This window comes from Streptomyces sp. NPDC001514 (genome assembly GCF_053597075.1).
The window spans coordinates 36,099-51,221 of record NZ_JBSFHO010000012.1 but is presented as its reverse complement, the minus strand read 5'-3'; the positions used below and the strand labels follow the sequence as shown (position 1 = coordinate 51,221).

Below are 15,123 nucleotides of genomic sequence, written 5' to 3'. Positions count from 1 at the left end.
CCGCCCCGGTGAGGCTCAGCCGCGGATCTGCTTAGGGGTGTTTCCGCCGGTGATGGCGATCTTGCGGGGCTTGGCCTGTTCGGCGATCGGGATGCGCAGCCGAAGCACTCCGGCGTCGTAAGCGGCGTCGATGCGTTCGGTGTCCAGGGTCTCCCCGAGGAAGAACTGGCGGCTGAAGGAGCCGGTCGGACGCTCCGCGATCAGTACTTCGGCGTTCTCGCCCGCGCTGGGGTGGCGTTCGGCCTTGACCGTCAGCACGTTCCGCTCGACGTCCAGGTCGATCGTCTCGGGGTCCACACCGGGCAGGTCCATTTCGACCACGAAGGTGTCACCCTCCCGGAAGGCGTCCATGGGCATGGCCGACGGCCTCGCGGCGGCGCCCAGCAGCTGCTGGGTGAGTCGGTCGAGCTCGCGGAAGGGGTCGGTTCGCATGAGCATCATCAGTCACTCCCTTTCCCAAGGTGGGATGCGACATGGCGACATCGCCTATATAACTCCCAGCAATAAACATGACAAGGGCGACTCAATCCCGCGCTCGCAGACCCGCTGCTCGAGCGACGGGGAATGGAACCAGAGCCGTCACCAATCCCAGGAGACCCTTTTGCAATGCGGTCCCTGACCGGATGGGGCCCCGCGCCGTGTCAGCCGCGTTCCTCCTCTTCGGCCTCCATGAGCCGGATTCCCTGATGCGTCAGTGTGACCATCGCGGGTGTATTTCCTTGTGCCCAGTCGACGGTGATGAGTCCCTCGCCCACCAGATATGCGCAGGCGGCGGCCAGATCCTGCTCGGGGACCTGGAGGTCGTCGTGCAACTTCGCCCCGGTGACGCCGAGGAGGCGATTGCCTTCCGTGGCCTCGTACAGGGCCTTCATGATCGCTTCGCGGTAGTGCTTCCGCTCGTTGAGTGTTGCCATGATTGCTGCCCACTCGTGCCAGGCCTCGACGAGGGTCCTTGCCTCAGACTTCGTCCGTCTGTGTGCGGTCCTGCGCGGAGGACCGACTGGCTGCCAGCCAGGAGCGCGCCCGCTCTGCCGTGTGCGTGGTGTCCACGGTGAGGTGGAGGCGGGTTCCGCCGTCGCTGCCGGCGGGGTAGCTGCGCTGTTCGGTGGCGGCGAAGCATTGACGGACTGCCTCTGCGACCCGACGGGCGGCCTCGGGGGACGCTGCAACGATACGCACCTCGGCCCGCCCGTCCGAGGGTGGTGGTTCCGGTGGCTTCACGGGGGACCTCGTCCTTACATCCCTCGGGCGGAGCTCACGGATCCTGGCGGGTTCGGGTTCTCGGCCGCCGCTGAGGCGTGCCCGCCTTCGGTCTCCCACTCCTCTTCTCGGTCCAGCGACTCCTTCGCCTCACGGGAGGTGTCCTCGTTCGCCATCAGAGCGCTGGCGGTGGCGAGCCCGTTGGGGGTGGCTGCGGCGGCCATCAGTCGGGCGGCGGCAGCCGCGCCGGTCTCCGGCGGGATCACCAGTAGGTCCCAGCGGCCTGGGGTGTAGGAGAGCAGGATCAGCTTGTGCGGGTCCTGCTCGTCGGCGAACCAGCCCACGTGCACCGTGTGCCCGGCCACGGGCACCTTGTGAGGGATCACGGGCCAGTGGGTCGGGTTCACCGTCACACGCGTGATCCGGCCCCAGCGCGCGTCCAGCACGTGGATGAGGGCGGGGAGTTCACGGGAAAGATCGCGAGAGCGAGGCCACCAGGCGCCGTCCAGTAGACCCGGGGCGGACCCCACCGGGGTCAGAGACAGGCGGACCGGTGGTGAGGTCACGCGCTCACTGATAGCCATACGGTCGATGGTCGCGGTCATGGCGCGGACCTGTCCCCGAGGATCGTCTTCGACGTCCCGGTGTTGTTGCTCGCCGAGAACGACACCGGCGTGGGAGCCGGTGTGCGAAGTACTCCCGGTGGATCCACTGTACTCCGGGCACGGTCCGGTGAACCCGCGCGTGACCAGCCATTTCATCGGGAACTCGGGTCTGGATCGGCGGCGCGCGGGGTGAGCCTGGGCGTGGGCTCACGGAGTACGGTGAAACCGGCAGCCGTCCCGACGTCCTCCCGGGCGATCGGCGAGCGCATGCCGACCCTGCAGGCGGGTGAGCACACCATGTCCGATGCCGACACCCCTCGTGAAGCGAAGCTTCTGCCGGACGCGATACACCATGCCGTGAAACCTGGAACTGCCCTCCTGCGGCTGGAGACGACACATGCCCGTCAGGGAGTTCTCGACGGTGCGTGGTGGCCGCGTTCCCGCGACATCGGCGCCGAGCTGCCCAGTCTGGTCACCGTGCTGACCGAGCACCTCGGACCCGTCACGCGCGTCGGTCTGGACTCCAGTGCCTGGGAAGAACTACCGACCCGACTGATCATCGACGACCGCGTCGTGCACATCGACTCCTTCCCGGTCGGTGACGACACCGTCCTCATCACCCGAGGCGACCGGGACCACTTCTCCCTGCTGGTGATCCCGCCGGACACGACTCCCGACGCGGCACGCGCAGCGATGGCCCGGGCCGTCAGCGCCACCAACGCCACGGCCGAGCAGATCCTCATCGACACCGGCACCGGCCGGACACGCCCGATCGCCACGGATGACCCGTAGACGGGCCAGAACGCCGCGATATGAGGTGGTACAGATGGCCCTCTTTCTCCTGCTGGTCATCGTGGCGATCGTGCTGGGCATCATCGGAGCGGTGACCGAGGGACTGTTCTACCTACTGATCATCGGCGTGATGGTGCTCGTTGCCGACCTCGTCTTCCTCCGCATACGCCTAGGCCGCCGGCGCGCAGGGAAGCGCCGTGTTCGGTAACCGGTGGCTGTCCATTCCGGCACCGGAGCGATCTTTTACTGAGCGGAAGGTCATCAGGGGCAATCGCCTCCAGGACTCCGGGAGCCTACGCCGCCCGAAGAGCTCCACATTACCGGCCCCGACATTCGACCCTCCGGGGACCGCGCCCTCGGTCCGCTGCGTCGGTGCTGCGCCGGTGCCGCCGAGTTCCGAAAAGAACTGCCGGTAGGTGGAGGGAAGTTCGATGTGATGCTCCACTTCCCACGCGGCGCCGCGAGCGACGGTGTGCAGGGGGCCGAGGCGGAACCCTCTGCTCGGTCTATGCCGGTGGAGTTCGTGACGGTCCGTCAGTCCTCACCCGGCTGTCCGCCCCTTGCACCTCCGCTGTCCGTCCACCGCCACCCGACTCTCCGCCCACCTGCAGTTTTCGGCGTCCGCTCGCAGCCGGCGTCACCAAGGTCACGACAAGTACGAGCAGCCCGCAGCCGGCGACGAGGAGCCAGCCGGGGCGTGATGCTTGGGCGAGGTGCACGGGTGGGGCGTCGACGATGATGCTGCCTGCGACAGCGATGCCGAGGGCCGAGCCGAGCTGGCGGGCGGTGGAGGTGATCCCACCGGCGACGCCGGCGCGGGCGGGCGGCAGGCCGCTGACCGCGGTGTTGGTGATCGGCGCGTTGGCGAATCCGAACCCGATGCCGACGAGCAGGTAGGCCAGCGACAACAACCGGATTTCGGTGTGGTTGCCGACACCCACGAGGCAAAGGCCGCCGGCCGTGATGAAACCCCCGGCGAGCACCAGCGGCGGACGCGGGCCGAAACGCCCGACGAGGACCCCGGAAAGCGGCGCGCACACCGTCGCCGCGATGGCCATCGGAAGTGTGACGACCCCTGCGGCCACCGGGGTCATGCCTCTCGCATGCTGGAGGTAGAGGGTATTGAGCAGCAGGGTCGCGCTGAGGGCGATGAACACCACGACCGCGCCGACGACGGCGGCGACAAAGGGCGGCCGACGGAACAGCCGGGGGTCCACAAGTGGCTCGGTCCGGCGCGACTCGACCCACCCGAACGCGACCGCGGCGACGGCGACGACGACGTAGCCGACGATCGCCGCGGGCGAGCCCCACCCGATGTGCGGTCCCTCGATCAGCACGGCGACCGAACAGCCGACCACGACGGTCAGCAGCAGCTGCCCCGGGCCGTCGAGCCGACGCGGTCGCTGCGCGCGGGACTCCGGGACGAAGACCATGGTCAGCACCAGCGCCACGGCGACGATCGGCACGTTGATCCAGAAGACCGACCGCCAGCCGACGCCCGAGACGAGAGCACCGCCCACGATGGGCCCGGCGGCCATGCTGACGCCGAAGACGGCCGCCCACACGCCGATCGCGCGCGCCCGCTCCTTCGGCTCGGTCATCACGTTGACGACGATCGCGAGCGCTACCGGGCTGAGCATCGACCCGCCGACACCCTGCAGCGCGCGGGCCGCGACCAGCATGCCGAAGGTCGGTGCGAGCGCGCACGCCACGGACGCGGCGCCGAACACGACCAGCCCGAGCCGGAACACGCGTCGCCGTCCGATGCGGTCGGCCAGCGCGCCCGACGAGATCAGGAGGCTGGCCAGCACGAGTGTGTACGCATCGACCGTCCACTCCAGGCCGCGGGTTCCGACGTGCAGACCGGCGCCTATCGATGGCAGGCCGACGTTCACGATCGTCGTATCCAGTCCGACCAGGAACAGGCTCAGGCAGCAGATCGCCAGCACCGTCCAGCGTCTGGGCGCGCCGGATTCCGTGTCCATGGTTGCTCCTTCGTGGCGCTTCGTGGGCACTCGCGGAATCGAGACCTCACGGGCCTGGACAACAACGTCGGGCCGTCGAGAGCGGATCGGGTAGGTATTTTGCGAGGACTGCAAAAAATGTGCCGGCCGCAGTTCCCAGCCGAGAAACTGGCAGGCATGGACGCCGAACTGGAGCAGACGCTCGCCGCCATCGGGCCTCGGCTGCGCTCACTGCGCCGCGACCGCGGCATGACCCTCGAGGCGCTGTCGGCGGCGACCGGCATCTCGGTCAGCGGCCTGTCGCGGATCGAGTCCGGCAAGAGACGCCCGACCCTTGAACTCCTCGTACCCCTCGCGAAAGCACACCGCGTCGCGCTCGATCAGCTCATTGCCGCCCCGGCAACCGGCGACCCGCGGGTTCACCTGACCCCGCTGCGACACCGCAACGGAAGCGTCCTCGTGCCGCTGACGCAATACCCGGGCCGCCTCCAGGTCTTCAAGCAGGTGATCGCACCCAGTCCTCGGAGGCTCGTCACCCACGTCGGCCATGAGTGGCTCTTCGTCCTCGCAGGAGAGCTGCTGCTGGTACTCGGGGAGCGCGAGCTCACGCTCCGTCCAGGCGAGGTGGCCGAGTTCGACACGACGGAGCCGCACTGGTTCGGCCCGAGTGGCGACCGCGCCGTCGAGATCCTCCACATCCTCGGCCGGCAAGGTGAAAAGGCCCGGGTGCGTGCGCGCCCGGCCGCCCTCCGGAACCCGCCCTGAAAGATCACAAGAGATCACCACGTACGTGAGCCGAGAGGCTCCTCCCATGACCACCCTGCGGCGGCCGATGCACCGACAGTGGCCCGGACCGCGAACTCGCGCGCGAAGGTGGAGGCTCCGGGACGGTCATAGGCCATGTGCGGCCGATCATGCGGTTCCACCGATGGCGGAGCGCGAGGATCTCGTGGTGTTGAATCGTGGGCCCAGACCGCTGCGGGCGATGTCGCGGCGGATACGGAGGTCTCATGTTTCAGCGGTTCCTCGAGAGCCACCCGGCGGACGATGAGGTGGCGGCCGTCGGTGAGGCGGCCGACTCGCGGCTCGCGGGAGTCGAGGGCTTCGCGCAGCTGGTCGCCATGGGCGCGGGCAGGTCGTTCGGACAGGGCATCGTCCGGGTCCACACAGCGCAAGGGGCCGCGCGGGTCTCCGGGCTCCTCGCCGACGCCTTCCCCGAGTTTGCCGACCGTGTCGTCCCTGTCGCGCAGGATTGGCTGGGACGCCAGTACGCGCTTGATCTTGCCCGCAGTACCCCCGCAGCCGCGTGCTTCCTCCTCTTCGAGCCGGGGACCGGTGAGGCGTTCGAGGTCGACGCCGACGTGCTCGAGCTCTTCAACAGCGCCTTCGTCGACGATCCGGACACCTACCTCGCCGCTGATCTTCACAGCGAGTGGCTGGGGACCGGTTCGCCGAGGCTCGAGGCCCACCAGTGCGTGGGATTCAAGGTGCCACTGTTCCTCGGAGGCGAGGGCAGCGTGGAAAACCTGGAGATCAGCGACTTGGAGGTGTACTGGTCTTTGTGCGGCCAGTTGCGCTCGGCCATCTGAGGAGAGGCAGTGGGCCGCAGTCGTCGTCCGCGCCCCTCACCCGAAGAATCCCCGCACCCTCCCGGCGAACCGGAGAATCCCCGCCCCCTCCCGGCGAAGACGAATGCCTCCCACGACGGGGCGATTCGCAATCCTCCTTGAGTTGGACATGACCGCGAAGTCCGGGCCCTAGCGTGAAGGGTATGAGTGTTGACACGGGGGAAAGCGTCGACCGACGCGATGCCGGCCGTCGCGCCGGGGTGAAGACTGCCCTGGGGGCCACGGCGGGAGTGCTGACCGCGCTGGTCATCATCGGCATCGTGTGGTGGCAGGGCTGGGGTTCCTCCTTCCTCTTCGGCTGGGCGTCGGTCAAGGTCGGCGCGAAGGTCGCTGTCCTTGCCGTCGCGGGGATGACCGCTGCTGCCGCGTGGTGGCGGCGCAGGCGCGGCGAGAGGAAGGCCGGGCCGGATGCGCAACCGGATGCAGGCCGCCCGCGCACCGGTACGGAACCGTCCTGACCGGAGGGCGCGCCCTCAGGGGAGCCTCTCCTCGGCGCTGAGAGCAGAGAAAGGCGCCCCCGGGGATTCGGGGGCGCCTCTCCTGGACGTACTACGCGTCTGCGTGAGGGTGCGTCAGGCGGCGGAACCGGTCTTGCGGCGGCGGACGACGAAGACCGCTCCGGCGCCGAGGGCCACGGCCGCGCCGGCCGCAGCGGCGAGCTGCGGGAGGGCCGAGGGGGAACCGGTGTTGGCGAGCGTGCCGGAGTTCACCGGGGTGGTGGACGTCGTGCCCTGCGGCCTGTTGTCCGGGGTCTGCGGTGTGCTCGTGCCGGGCTCGGCGTCGTCGACCTTGCCGGGGTCGCTGCCGGCGGCGAGCAGCTCGAAGGCGTAGTCGGTGAAGTCGTTGCCGCCGCAGGAGCCGTTGTCGTTGTAGTAGTCACCGGCGACGAAGGCGCGACCGTCCCCGACCGGCGCCTTGGCGTCGACCTTGAGCCGCAGCTTGACGTCGGCGTGTCCGCCGGGCTTCAGCGGGCCGACGGAGCCGGCGTACTGGCCCTTCGTGACGTTCTCCCACTCCGGGGAGGCAGCCGTGGACCACTGCAGGGAGAAGTGGTGGTCGAGGCTCTTGAGACCGGTCTTGTCCGTCGCGTGGAAGGCGACGAACGGCAGGACCTCGTCCAGCGTCTTGTTGCTGCCGTTGGTCACCTTGACCGAGAAGTCGGTCGTCGAGCCCGCGACGATCTTGGACGGCAGGCCGGTGGCGACGGTGGTGAGCTTGCTCTCGAAGACGCAGTCCTCGCCGCCTTCCTCGCCCTCCTCCGCTTCCTCCTTGGCGTCGGCGAGCGCCTTGTCGGCGGCCTCCTTCGCCTTGAGGGCCTCCTCCAGGGCCTTCTGGACCTTGGAGTACTCCTGTGCGGCGGCGACACGGGCGTCCTGGGCGACCTGGTTGGCCGTCGCCGCCTTCTCGTCGGCGGCGACCTTGGCGGCCGCGGCGGCCTGGGCGGCGGTCTCGGCTTCGGCGACGGCCTTCTCGGCAGCCGCCTTCTCCTCGGCCGTCGCCGTCTCGGGCAGCGCGGCGAGCACGGCCTTCGCGTCGGTGACCGCCTTGTCGGCGTTCTCCTTGGCGAGAGCGGCGTCTGCGGCCTCCTTCTTGGCGGCCGCGGCGGCGACGGTGCGGGGTGCGTCGTCCGAGAGGGCGGCATCGAGGACAGCCCGCGCGATCTTCTCCGCGGCAACGGCGTCGTCGTACGCCTTCTGCGCCGCCTTCGCGGCCTTCTCGAGCTCCTCGATGGAGGGCTTGACCTGCGCGGCCCGCAGCTGTGCGTGCGACGCGGCAGACGGGTTGGTGTCGGCGAGCGCCGGGGTGACGGAGAGCAGGACGGCGGGGGTGGTCACGGAGGCGACGACGGCCGTGGCCAGAGTGCGGCGAATCTTCAACGGAGTCCTTTGCGGGTCCGAAAGGCAGGGTTCGAAAGCGTTGGGCAGCCGCTGCGGTAGCACCCACGCAGAGCCGCTGTTCGATGATCGTATGACCGAAAATGCCGCTGCAGGAAGCAAGTTACGCAAATGAAGAGTGCGGTACAGCGTGCTCACAGGGCGGTCAAATACTGCGAAAAGGGGTAGTTGCCTTCCCTGCGTGGGCGACTTCTGTGATCCATGTCATTTCGCGTCGGCGTGCTGGGCGACGGCTGTTCGCGAGGGTGCGGTGGGGTGCGGCCGGCCCATGGCCAGGGGGTACGGCCCGGGCGCCGCTATTCGCGGGGCCCCGCGCTCAGCCGCGCCGCCGAGGCGATCGTGGCGCGGGCCTCCCGCTCGGTGAGCCCGGCGCGGACCGCCGCCTCGGTGAGGGCGTCCGCGAGTGCCTCCCCGATGCCGTTCTCGTACGCGCGGCAGGCCGCCCAGAACAGCCGGGTGTTGCGCTGGCCCTCGTGCGCGGCGCGCACGAACTGGATCAGCCCTTCGCCCCGGGGTGCCCCGTCGGCCGCGTACGACGGTGCAGGGTCGTGGGGGCGGGGGCGCGCAGGGGGCGCGATCAGGCGCAGCAGTGCGCGGGGGCACGGCGCGGGGGGCAGGTCCGCGGTGCCGGGTGCGAGCCGGTACGCGCCGTGCGCCGAGACCGAGCCGGGGCCCACGAGATAGCCGCCGCTGCCCCGGACGTCGATTCCGGGTGCGAGGCGGCTCGCCGAATTCGGTACCACGACGTCGGGCGGGCCGGTCAGCCACAGGTGGCGGCCGCCGCTGGGCGTGAGCACGGTGACCGTCTCCGGGACCGTGAACAGATGCTGCAGCGCCAGTTGCCGGAGGGCGGCGACGGAGTCGGTGCCACCCGCCGCGGCGCTCTTCGTGTCGAGGTCGATGCCGATCAGGTGGTGCGGCGGCCGGCCGCAGGCGATGCCGTACCCCGTGGCCCAGGGCGCGGCGGCGAACAGTGCTCGTACGCCGTCCGGGTCCGTCGTGGCGTCGTACACGCCGTGCCCGGGGAGCCCGCACTCACCGCGGCAGAGGACCGGCTGCGGGTCGCGGCGGTGGGGTGAGGGCAGCGCGGGGAGCTTCGTGGGGGACAGGGGGATCACGGGGAGCCCGCGCTCGGCGGCGGAGAGCGCGTGGGCGAGGGCCAGGGTGGCGCTGTGCCGGTCGGTGGTGGCCATGCTTCTATGTTCGTACGAGTGTTCGAATAAGGGAAGAGGGTGAGCCGGGGGATTGGGGAGGATTGGCTGAAAATGTGCGGGAACGGTTTTCCCCTTGTCGTGGGCGGGTTTCGGGGTCCGCAAGGGCTTGAGCTGGGAGGTTGAGGGCGCGAAGGGGGTTTATCGACATGTCCTCACGCTTGAGGAGGAATCGGGCCGTCCATGGCGGTTCGCTGGGGATTCGGTGGGCAACTCTGGACTCGCGACGTCGTGAACACGACCGAGGCGGTCGGCCAACTGCCTGGGTTTCAGTCGTACTTCTGCACTTCCCGGTGCACTCAGGGTGTACCTACGGTTCCTGGAGGAATTGACATGGCAAGCATCCGTACCGCCCGTGCCCTCGCCGCTGTCGCCGCCCTGCCCCTCGCCGCCGCACTCTTCTCCGGCGTCGCCCAGGCCGACAACGGCGCTTTCGCGGACGACGGATCGAACGCGTCCGTGGCCACGATCAGCGGCAGCGGTGTGGGCAACGACAACTACGGCAATTCGACGACCACCCAGCAGGTGGCCACCGGAACCGGCGCGTCCAACCAGAACAGGACGGCAAGCGTGAACGGCTCGGCCTTCACGGCGATCGACCAGTCGAACGAGACCGTCACGGTGAACTTCTTCGAGCTCTGGTAGGTCGCGGCCCGAAGGGGGGCCTGGCTGAGGGGTGAACCACGGCCTGCGTGGCGGTGCTACGGCATCGGCACGCAGGCCGCTGCGCGTTCCGCGCCGTCGGGGGCGGCCCGCGCCGCCGGCCGCTGCGCGACGTGACCGAGGCGGACGGCGGCGGCCTCGCTCATGACCTTGACAGGCCCGTGTTATCTGACGGACAGTCAGAAACCCATCCTGCGCCCGGGAGGCCCCCGCCGTGCACCTCGCCCCGACAGAGCGCCAGCAGCAGTTGCGCGCCGAACTCCGTTCGTACTTCCGCGACATGATGCCGGACGGGCCCCCGGCAGCCGATGACGCGGCGGAGCAGCGCCGGCTGCTGCGCCGGATCGGCGCCGACGGGATGCTCGGGCTCGGCTGGCCGGTCGAGTACGGGGGCCAGGGGCGCGGCGCAGACGAGCAGTTCCTCTTCTTCGACGAGGCCTACCGCGCGGGCGCGCCCGTGTCCATGGTCACGCTGAACACCGTCGGCCCGACCCTGATGAAGTACGGCACCGAGGAGCAGAAGTCCTTCTTCCTGCCCCGGATCCTGCGGGGGGACGTCGTCTTCGCCATCGGCTACAGCGAGCCCGAAGCAGGGACCGATCTGGCATCGCTGCGGACGAAGGCGGTGCGTGACGGCGAGGACTGGCTCGTCGACGGGCAGAAGATCTTCACCTCCAACGCCCAGAACGCCGACTGGATCTGGCTCGCCTGCCGCACGGATCCGCGGGCACCCAAGCACCAGGGAATCTCGATCATCCTGGTGCCGACCGACGCGCCGGGCTTCTCGTGGACGCCGATCGAGACGGTCGGCGGGCTGACGACGACGGCGACGTACTACGACGCGGTACGGGTCCCCGCGGCGTCCCTGGTCGGCGAGGAGAACGGCGGCTGGGGGCTCATCACCAACCAGCTCAACCATGAACGGGTCGCGCTCGCGGCGATCGGCATGCAGGCCGAGGACTTCGCGGCGGCGGCGCTGGAGCATGCCCGTACCCCCGATCCGGTGACGGGTGTCCGCCCGGTCGACGAGCCGTGGGTCCGGTCCAGGATCGCGGAAGTGCATGCCCGGCTCGCGGCAACGCGCCTGCTCAACTGGCGTTTGGTGGGGGATGTGGGGGCCGGCCGGCTCGCTCCCGGCGATGCGAGCGGCGTGAAGTTCATGGGCACCGAATCGACCGTCGAGGTGTATCGGATGTGCCGGGAAATCACGGGGGAGGCAGGGCTGGTGAGGGCCGGTTCGCCGGGCGTAGTGGGGGACGGCGAGCTGGAGCGGATGAACCGGGCGGCGCAGATCAACACCTTCGGGGGCGGGGTGAGCGAGGTGCAGCGGGAGATCGTCGCGACGATGCGACTCGGCATGCGGAGGGGGAAGCGGTGAGCGCGGAGGACGCGAGCGCGGACGAGCTGTACGAACTGCTGAGGACGTACGAGGGGCGGCAGGTCGCGGCCATCGCGGGCACCGGCAAGGACCTGGTCAACGAGCCGATGATCAGGCACTGGTGCGAGGTGATGGGGGATACGAACGCGGCGTACCGGGGACCGGACGCGATCGCCCCGCCCACGATGCTCCAGGCCTGGACGATGGGCGGGCTGTCCGGGCACCCGGACCGCTCGGGCGCGTACGACGAGCTGTCCGCGCTGCTCGACGGCGCCGGGTTCACCTCGGTCGTGGCGACCGACTGCGAGCAGGAGTATCTGCGACCGCTGAGGCCGGGCGACCGGATCACCTTCGACTCGGTGATCGAGTCGGTGTCGCCGCGGAAGACGACCAAGCTGGGGACGGGGCATTTCGTCACGACCAGGATGGACATCCGCGCGGACGGCGAGCTCTCGGGGACGCACCGCTTCCGCATCCTCAAGTACGCACCGGCCGCCGCCCCGAAACCCGGGCCCCGGCGGCCGCGCCCGGTGATCAACCGGGACAACGCCGGATTCTGGGAAGGAGTCGCCGAGCACAAGCTGCTGATCCAGCGCTGCGGAGGCTGCGGGACGCTGCGCTTCCCCTGGCTGCCGGGGTGCGGTGCGTGCGGCTCGGCCGAGTGGGACACGGTCGAGGCCGGCGGTGAAGGCGCCGTCTACTCGTATGTGGTGATGCACCACCCGCCGTTCCCCGCTTTCACTGCATCTGATCATGCCGCTGACGCGGCGGGTCCCTACGCGGTGGGGCTGATCGAGCTGGCCGAGGGCGTGCGGATGGTCAGCAACGTGGTCGGGGTGCCCTACGACAAGGTCCACATCGGGATGCCGGTGCGGCTGGAGTTCCTGCGGGTGGACGAGGAGCTGGAGTTGCCGGTGTTCCGGCCCCCGGATGCGCCGGATGCGCCGGATGCGCCGGCGGCACCGGCAGCACCGGATGCGCCGCAATCGCCGACGAAGGGTGTGGGCTGACATGGACTTCACACCCAGGGACGAGCAGGCCGCGGCCCGCGACCTGGCCGCGCGGATCTTCGGGGACCTGTCCACGCACGAGCGGCTTGCCGCCGCAGGGACCGGGACGGACGCCGAGCTGTGGAAGGCGCTGTGCGCCGCCGGGTTGCCCGCGGCTGTGGAGGACGTCGGGCTGCTCGGCCTGGTGCTCATGCTGGAGGAGCAGGGCCGTACGACCGCACAGGTTCCGTTCGCCGTGAGCTGCGTGTATGGGCTGCTCGCGGTGGACCGGCACGGCACGGACGAGCAGCGGGACCGACTCCTGCCCTCCCTCCGGGACGGGACCGCCGTCGCGACCGGGGCGTTCCCGGCCCGCGGCGCGGTACGGGCCGACGGGGACGGCCGCCTGACCGGGGTCGTCACCTGGGTGCCGTGGCTGAGGGACGCCACCCATGTCCTGGTGCCGGACGCGGACCACCGTGTATGGCTGATACGGGCCGCGGACGCGGAGACGACCCCGGTGGAGACCACAGCCCCCTGGGCAGCGGGCCGGCTGGTGCTGGACGGCACCCGGGGCGAGCGGCTCGGCGGCGACGGGGCGTACGGGGCGTACGGGGACGGGGCGTACGGGGACAGGGCGTACGGGGACAAGGCGTACGAGGACGTGCTCGCCGCCGCACGGATCGCCTTCGCCGGGCTCCAGGCGGGCGTGTGCGCGGGCTCGCTCGCCCGGGCCGTCGCGTACACGTCGGTACGGGAGCAGTTCGGCCGCCCCCTCTCCACCAGGCAAGCCGTCCAACTCCGGGCGGCCGATGCGTACATGGACACGGAGGCGATACGGGTCACGGCGTACGAGGCGGCGTGGCGGTACGACGAGGGGCTGCCGTGCGCCACGCATGCGCTGACCGCCGGCTGGTGGGCCTCCGAGGCGGGCAAGCGGGTCGTCCACACCGGCCAGCATCTGCACGGTGGCCTCGGCGCCGACCTCGATCATCCGGTCCACCGGCATTTCCTGTGGGGCCGCCAGCTCGACGCGTATCCGGGCTGCGGCAGTGAAGTCCTGGCAGAGCTGGGCGACTTGATCGCATTCACCGCGACGGAGGAGGGATCCGTGTCATGAAGGCCGGTGACGAGCTGCCCCCGCTCACCATCCCCATCACCCGCACCCTGATCGTTGCGGGAGCCATCGCCTCCCGGGACTACCAGGACGTGCACCACGACGCGGAGCTCGCGAAGGAGAAGGGCTCCCCGGACATCTTCATGAACATCCTCACCACCAACGGCCTGGTGGGACGGTTCATCACGGACCACTTCGGGCCGAAGGCCGTGCTCCGCAAGGTCGCGATACGGCTCGGCGCGCCCAACCATCCGGGCGACACGATGACGTTGACCGGCACGGTCACCGAGGTGGACAGGGACACGGCCCAGGTGCGGGTCCTCGGGGCGAACGGCATCGGGTACCACGTCACAGGCACGGTGACCGTGACGGTTCCCGGGCGGGCCGCCGGATCGGAGGCGGGATCATGAGCGTGCGCAGGGCGGACTCGCTCGGCGGGCGGGCGGCGGTCGTCGGCATCGGGGCGACCGAGTTCTCCAAGGACTCCGGGCGCAGCGAACTCACGCTGGCCGTCGAAGCGGTCCGGGCTGCCCTCGACGACGCCGGGCTCTCCCCCGCCGACGTCGACGGCCTGGTCACCTTCACCATGGACACCAGCCCCGAGATCACCGTCGCCCAGGCGGCCGGCATGGGCGAGCTGTCGTTCTTCTCCCGGATCCACTACGGCGGCGGGGCGGCGTGCGCCACCGTCCAGCAGGCCGCTCTCGCCGTCGCCACGGGCATCGCCGAAGTCGTCGTCTGCTACCGGGCGTTCAACGAGCGGTCGGGCCGGAGGTTCGGCTCCGGGGTGCAGCAGCGGGAGCCGTCGGCCGAGGGCACGGCGCTCGGGTGGAACCTCCCGTTCGGACTGCTCACGCCCGCCTCCTGGGTGGCCATGACCGCCCAGCGCTATCTGCACACGTACGGACTGACCCCGGAGGCGTTCGGTCACGTCGCCGTGGCCGACCGCCGCCATGCCGCCCGGAACCCCGCGGCGTACTTCCACGGGAAGCCGATCACCCTCGCGGATCACGCCGCATCCCGGTGGATCGTCGAGCCGCTGCGGCTCCTGGACTGCTGCCAGGAGACGGACGGCGGCCAGGCGGTCGTGGTGACGTCGGTCGAGCGCGCCAGGGACCTGCCGCATCCACCCGCGGTGATCGTCGCCGCGGCGCAGGGCGCGGGTCGGGCGCAGGAGCAGATGACCAGCTACTACCGCGACGAGCTCACCGGGCTGCCCGAGATGGGCGTCGTCGCCCGCCAGCTCTGGCGCACCTCCGGGCTCGGCCCCGGCGACATCGATGTGGGCATCCTGTACGACCACTTCACGCCGTTCGTGCTGATGCAGCTGGAGGAGTTCGGTTTCTGCAAGCCGGGTGAGGCGGCCGATTTCGTGGCCGCGGACGCCCTGCCTTTCAACACCCACGGAGGCCAGCTGGGAGAGGCGTATCTGCACGGGATGAACGGCATCGCCGAAGCGGTCCGGCAGTTGCGCGGTACGTCGGTGAACCAGATAGCCGGCGCGGCGACGACCCTGGTCACGGCCGGCACGGGAGTCCCGACCTCCGGGCTCCTCCTGGGGGCGGACGGCTGAGACCGCCCTGCTCGGCGCGGGTGCGGGCAGTCCGGCAGGGTGGGGCACCCCGATCGGCGGGCGCCGCGACCCCTACGCGAGGCCCGTCGCCCTCCACCTTCAGGAGGT

At 70.2% G+C, this 15,123-nt stretch carries 18 protein-coding genes; 11 read left to right on the top strand and 7 right to left on the bottom strand.

Annotated features, from left to right (window positions below):
- Positions 1–15: 15 nt before the first annotated feature.
- From ACWCXB_RS15130 to ACWCXB_RS15115, 4 genes are all read right to left on the bottom strand, one after another.
- Positions 16–438: an Hsp20/alpha crystallin family protein gene (locus tag ACWCXB_RS15130; protein ID WP_450723083.1), complete on the bottom strand. Its 423-nt coding sequence runs from the start codon at positions 436–438 to the stop codon at positions 16–18.
- Positions 439–641: 203 nt separating this feature from the next.
- On the bottom strand, positions 642–914 hold the full coding sequence (locus ACWCXB_RS15125) for a hypothetical protein (RefSeq protein ID WP_450722861.1): 273 nt from the start codon (positions 912–914) through the stop codon (positions 642–644).
- A gap of 43 nt (positions 915–957) precedes the next feature.
- A complete protein-coding gene (locus tag ACWCXB_RS15120) occupies positions 958–1,221 on the bottom strand; it encodes a hypothetical protein (RefSeq protein ID WP_450722859.1) in 264 nt (87 codons plus the stop codon).
- A 14-nt stretch (positions 1,222–1,235) separates the two neighbouring features.
- On the bottom strand, positions 1,236–1,805 hold the full coding sequence (locus ACWCXB_RS15115) for a DUF5994 family protein (RefSeq protein WP_450722857.1): 570 nt from the start codon (positions 1,803–1,805) through the stop codon (positions 1,236–1,238).
- Between the two features lie 297 nt (positions 1,806–2,102).
- Between ACWCXB_RS15115 and ACWCXB_RS15110 the strand changes: the two genes are divergently transcribed.
- Both ACWCXB_RS15110 and ACWCXB_RS15105 read left to right on the top strand, forming a co-directional pair.
- Positions 2,103–2,597 carry a DUF5994 family protein gene (locus ACWCXB_RS15110; RefSeq protein WP_450723081.1) on the top strand — a complete coding sequence of 165 codons (495 nt, stop codon included), beginning with the start codon at positions 2,103–2,105 and terminating at the stop codon, positions 2,595–2,597.
- A gap of 34 nt (positions 2,598–2,631) precedes the next feature.
- Entirely contained in the window at positions 2,632–2,805 is a 174-nt protein-coding gene (locus ACWCXB_RS15105; protein WP_450722855.1) for a hypothetical protein, read from the top strand.
- Positions 2,806–3,103: 298 nt separating this feature from the next.
- On the opposite strand, the gene ACWCXB_RS15100 is transcribed toward ACWCXB_RS15105, so the two are convergent.
- Positions 3,104–4,582, bottom strand: coding sequence for an MFS transporter (locus ACWCXB_RS15100; RefSeq protein ID WP_450722853.1), 1,479 nt, complete (start codon positions 4,580–4,582; stop codon positions 3,104–3,106).
- A 156-nt stretch (positions 4,583–4,738) separates the two neighbouring features.
- Between ACWCXB_RS15100 and ACWCXB_RS15095 the strand changes: the two genes are divergently transcribed.
- From ACWCXB_RS15095 to ACWCXB_RS15085, 3 genes are all read left to right on the top strand, one after another.
- Positions 4,739–5,326 (top strand): helix-turn-helix domain-containing protein, encoded by a 588-nt coding sequence (locus ACWCXB_RS15095; RefSeq protein WP_450722851.1) that lies wholly within the window; start codon positions 4,739–4,741, stop codon positions 5,324–5,326.
- Positions 5,327–5,571: 245 nt separating this feature from the next.
- Positions 5,572–6,150, top strand: a complete 579-nt coding sequence (locus tag ACWCXB_RS15090) for a T6SS immunity protein Tdi1 domain-containing protein (RefSeq protein WP_450722849.1) — start codon at positions 5,572–5,574, stop codon at positions 6,148–6,150.
- A 182-nt stretch (positions 6,151–6,332) separates the two neighbouring features.
- Positions 6,333–6,647, top strand: a complete 315-nt coding sequence (locus ACWCXB_RS15085; protein ID WP_450722847.1) for a hypothetical protein — start codon at positions 6,333–6,335, stop codon at positions 6,645–6,647.
- Between the two features lie 114 nt (positions 6,648–6,761).
- Here the strand turns inward: ACWCXB_RS15085 and ACWCXB_RS15080 are convergent, their stop codons facing one another.
- Positions 6,762–8,066: a peptidase gene (locus tag ACWCXB_RS15080; protein WP_450722845.1), complete on the bottom strand. Its 1,305-nt coding sequence runs from the start codon at positions 8,064–8,066 to the stop codon at positions 6,762–6,764.
- Positions 8,067–8,380: 314 nt separating this feature from the next.
- Complete coding sequence (locus ACWCXB_RS15075; RefSeq protein ID WP_450722843.1) at positions 8,381–9,277, bottom strand: bifunctional DNA primase/polymerase; 897 nt, start codon at positions 9,275–9,277, stop codon at positions 8,381–8,383.
- A 351-nt stretch (positions 9,278–9,628) separates the two neighbouring features.
- Between ACWCXB_RS15075 and ACWCXB_RS15070 the strand changes: the two genes are divergently transcribed.
- From ACWCXB_RS15070 to ACWCXB_RS15045, 6 genes are all read left to right on the top strand, one after another.
- Positions 9,629–9,940 carry a hypothetical protein gene (locus ACWCXB_RS15070; RefSeq protein ID WP_450722841.1) on the top strand — a complete coding sequence of 104 codons (312 nt, stop codon included), beginning with the start codon at positions 9,629–9,631 and terminating at the stop codon, positions 9,938–9,940.
- Between the two features lie 232 nt (positions 9,941–10,172).
- Positions 10,173–11,336, top strand: coding sequence for an acyl-CoA dehydrogenase family protein (locus ACWCXB_RS15065; protein WP_450722839.1), 1,164 nt, complete (start codon positions 10,173–10,175; stop codon positions 11,334–11,336).
- On the top strand, positions 11,333–12,346 hold the full coding sequence (locus tag ACWCXB_RS15060; protein WP_450722837.1) for a bifunctional MaoC family dehydratase N-terminal/OB-fold nucleic acid binding domain-containing protein: 1,014 nt from the start codon (positions 11,333–11,335) through the stop codon (positions 12,344–12,346). The genes ACWCXB_RS15065 and ACWCXB_RS15060 overlap by 4 nt, the downstream gene beginning before the upstream one ends.
- A 1-nt stretch (position 12,347) precedes the next feature.
- Complete coding sequence (locus ACWCXB_RS15055) at positions 12,348–13,445, top strand: acyl-CoA dehydrogenase family protein (protein ID WP_450722835.1); 1,098 nt, start codon at positions 12,348–12,350, stop codon at positions 13,443–13,445.
- Positions 13,442–13,852, top strand: a complete 411-nt coding sequence (locus ACWCXB_RS15050) for a MaoC family dehydratase (protein ID WP_450722833.1) — start codon at positions 13,442–13,444, stop codon at positions 13,850–13,852. The genes ACWCXB_RS15055 and ACWCXB_RS15050 overlap by 4 nt, the downstream gene beginning before the upstream one ends.
- Positions 13,849–15,015 (top strand): lipid-transfer protein, encoded by a 1,167-nt coding sequence (locus tag ACWCXB_RS15045; protein ID WP_450722831.1) that lies wholly within the window; start codon positions 13,849–13,851, stop codon positions 15,013–15,015. Before ACWCXB_RS15050 ends, ACWCXB_RS15045 begins: the two co-directional genes overlap by 4 nt.
- The last annotated feature ends 108 nt before the right edge of the window (positions 15,016–15,123 follow it).

Bases quoted from the DNA above. Each gene is read 5' to 3' on its own strand.
- ACWCXB_RS15130 (WP_450723083.1), bottom strand. From the start codon at position 438: ATGCTCATGCGAACCGACCCCTTCCGCGAGCTCGACCGACTCACCCAG.
- ACWCXB_RS15125 (WP_450722861.1), bottom strand. From the start codon at position 914: ATGGCAACACTCAACGAGCGGAAGCACTACCGCGAAGCGATCATGAAG.
- ACWCXB_RS15115 (WP_450722857.1), bottom strand. From the start codon at position 1,805: ATGACCGCGACCATCGACCGTATGGCTATCAGTGAGCGCGTGACCTCA.
- ACWCXB_RS15110 (WP_450723081.1), top strand. From the start codon at position 2,103: ATGTCCGATGCCGACACCCCTCGTGAAGCGAAGCTTCTGCCGGACGCG.
- ACWCXB_RS15105 (WP_450722855.1), top strand. From the start codon at position 2,632: ATGGCCCTCTTTCTCCTGCTGGTCATCGTGGCGATCGTGCTGGGCATC.
- ACWCXB_RS15100 (WP_450722853.1), bottom strand. From the start codon at position 4,582: ATGGACACGGAATCCGGCGCGCCCAGACGCTGGACGGTGCTGGCGATC.
- ACWCXB_RS15095 (WP_450722851.1), top strand. From the start codon at position 4,739: ATGGACGCCGAACTGGAGCAGACGCTCGCCGCCATCGGGCCTCGGCTG.
- ACWCXB_RS15090 (WP_450722849.1), top strand. From the start codon at position 5,572: ATGTTTCAGCGGTTCCTCGAGAGCCACCCGGCGGACGATGAGGTGGCG.
- ACWCXB_RS15085 (WP_450722847.1), top strand. From the start codon at position 6,333: ATGAGTGTTGACACGGGGGAAAGCGTCGACCGACGCGATGCCGGCCGT.
- ACWCXB_RS15075 (WP_450722843.1), bottom strand. From the start codon at position 9,277: ATGGCCACCACCGACCGGCACAGCGCCACCCTGGCCCTCGCCCACGCG.
- ACWCXB_RS15070 (WP_450722841.1), top strand. From the start codon at position 9,629: ATGGCAAGCATCCGTACCGCCCGTGCCCTCGCCGCTGTCGCCGCCCTG.
- ACWCXB_RS15055 (WP_450722835.1), top strand. From the start codon at position 12,348: ATGGACTTCACACCCAGGGACGAGCAGGCCGCGGCCCGCGACCTGGCC.
- ACWCXB_RS15050 (WP_450722833.1), top strand. From the start codon at position 13,442: ATGAAGGCCGGTGACGAGCTGCCCCCGCTCACCATCCCCATCACCCGC.
- ACWCXB_RS15045 (WP_450722831.1), top strand. From the start codon at position 13,849: ATGAGCGTGCGCAGGGCGGACTCGCTCGGCGGGCGGGCGGCGGTCGTC.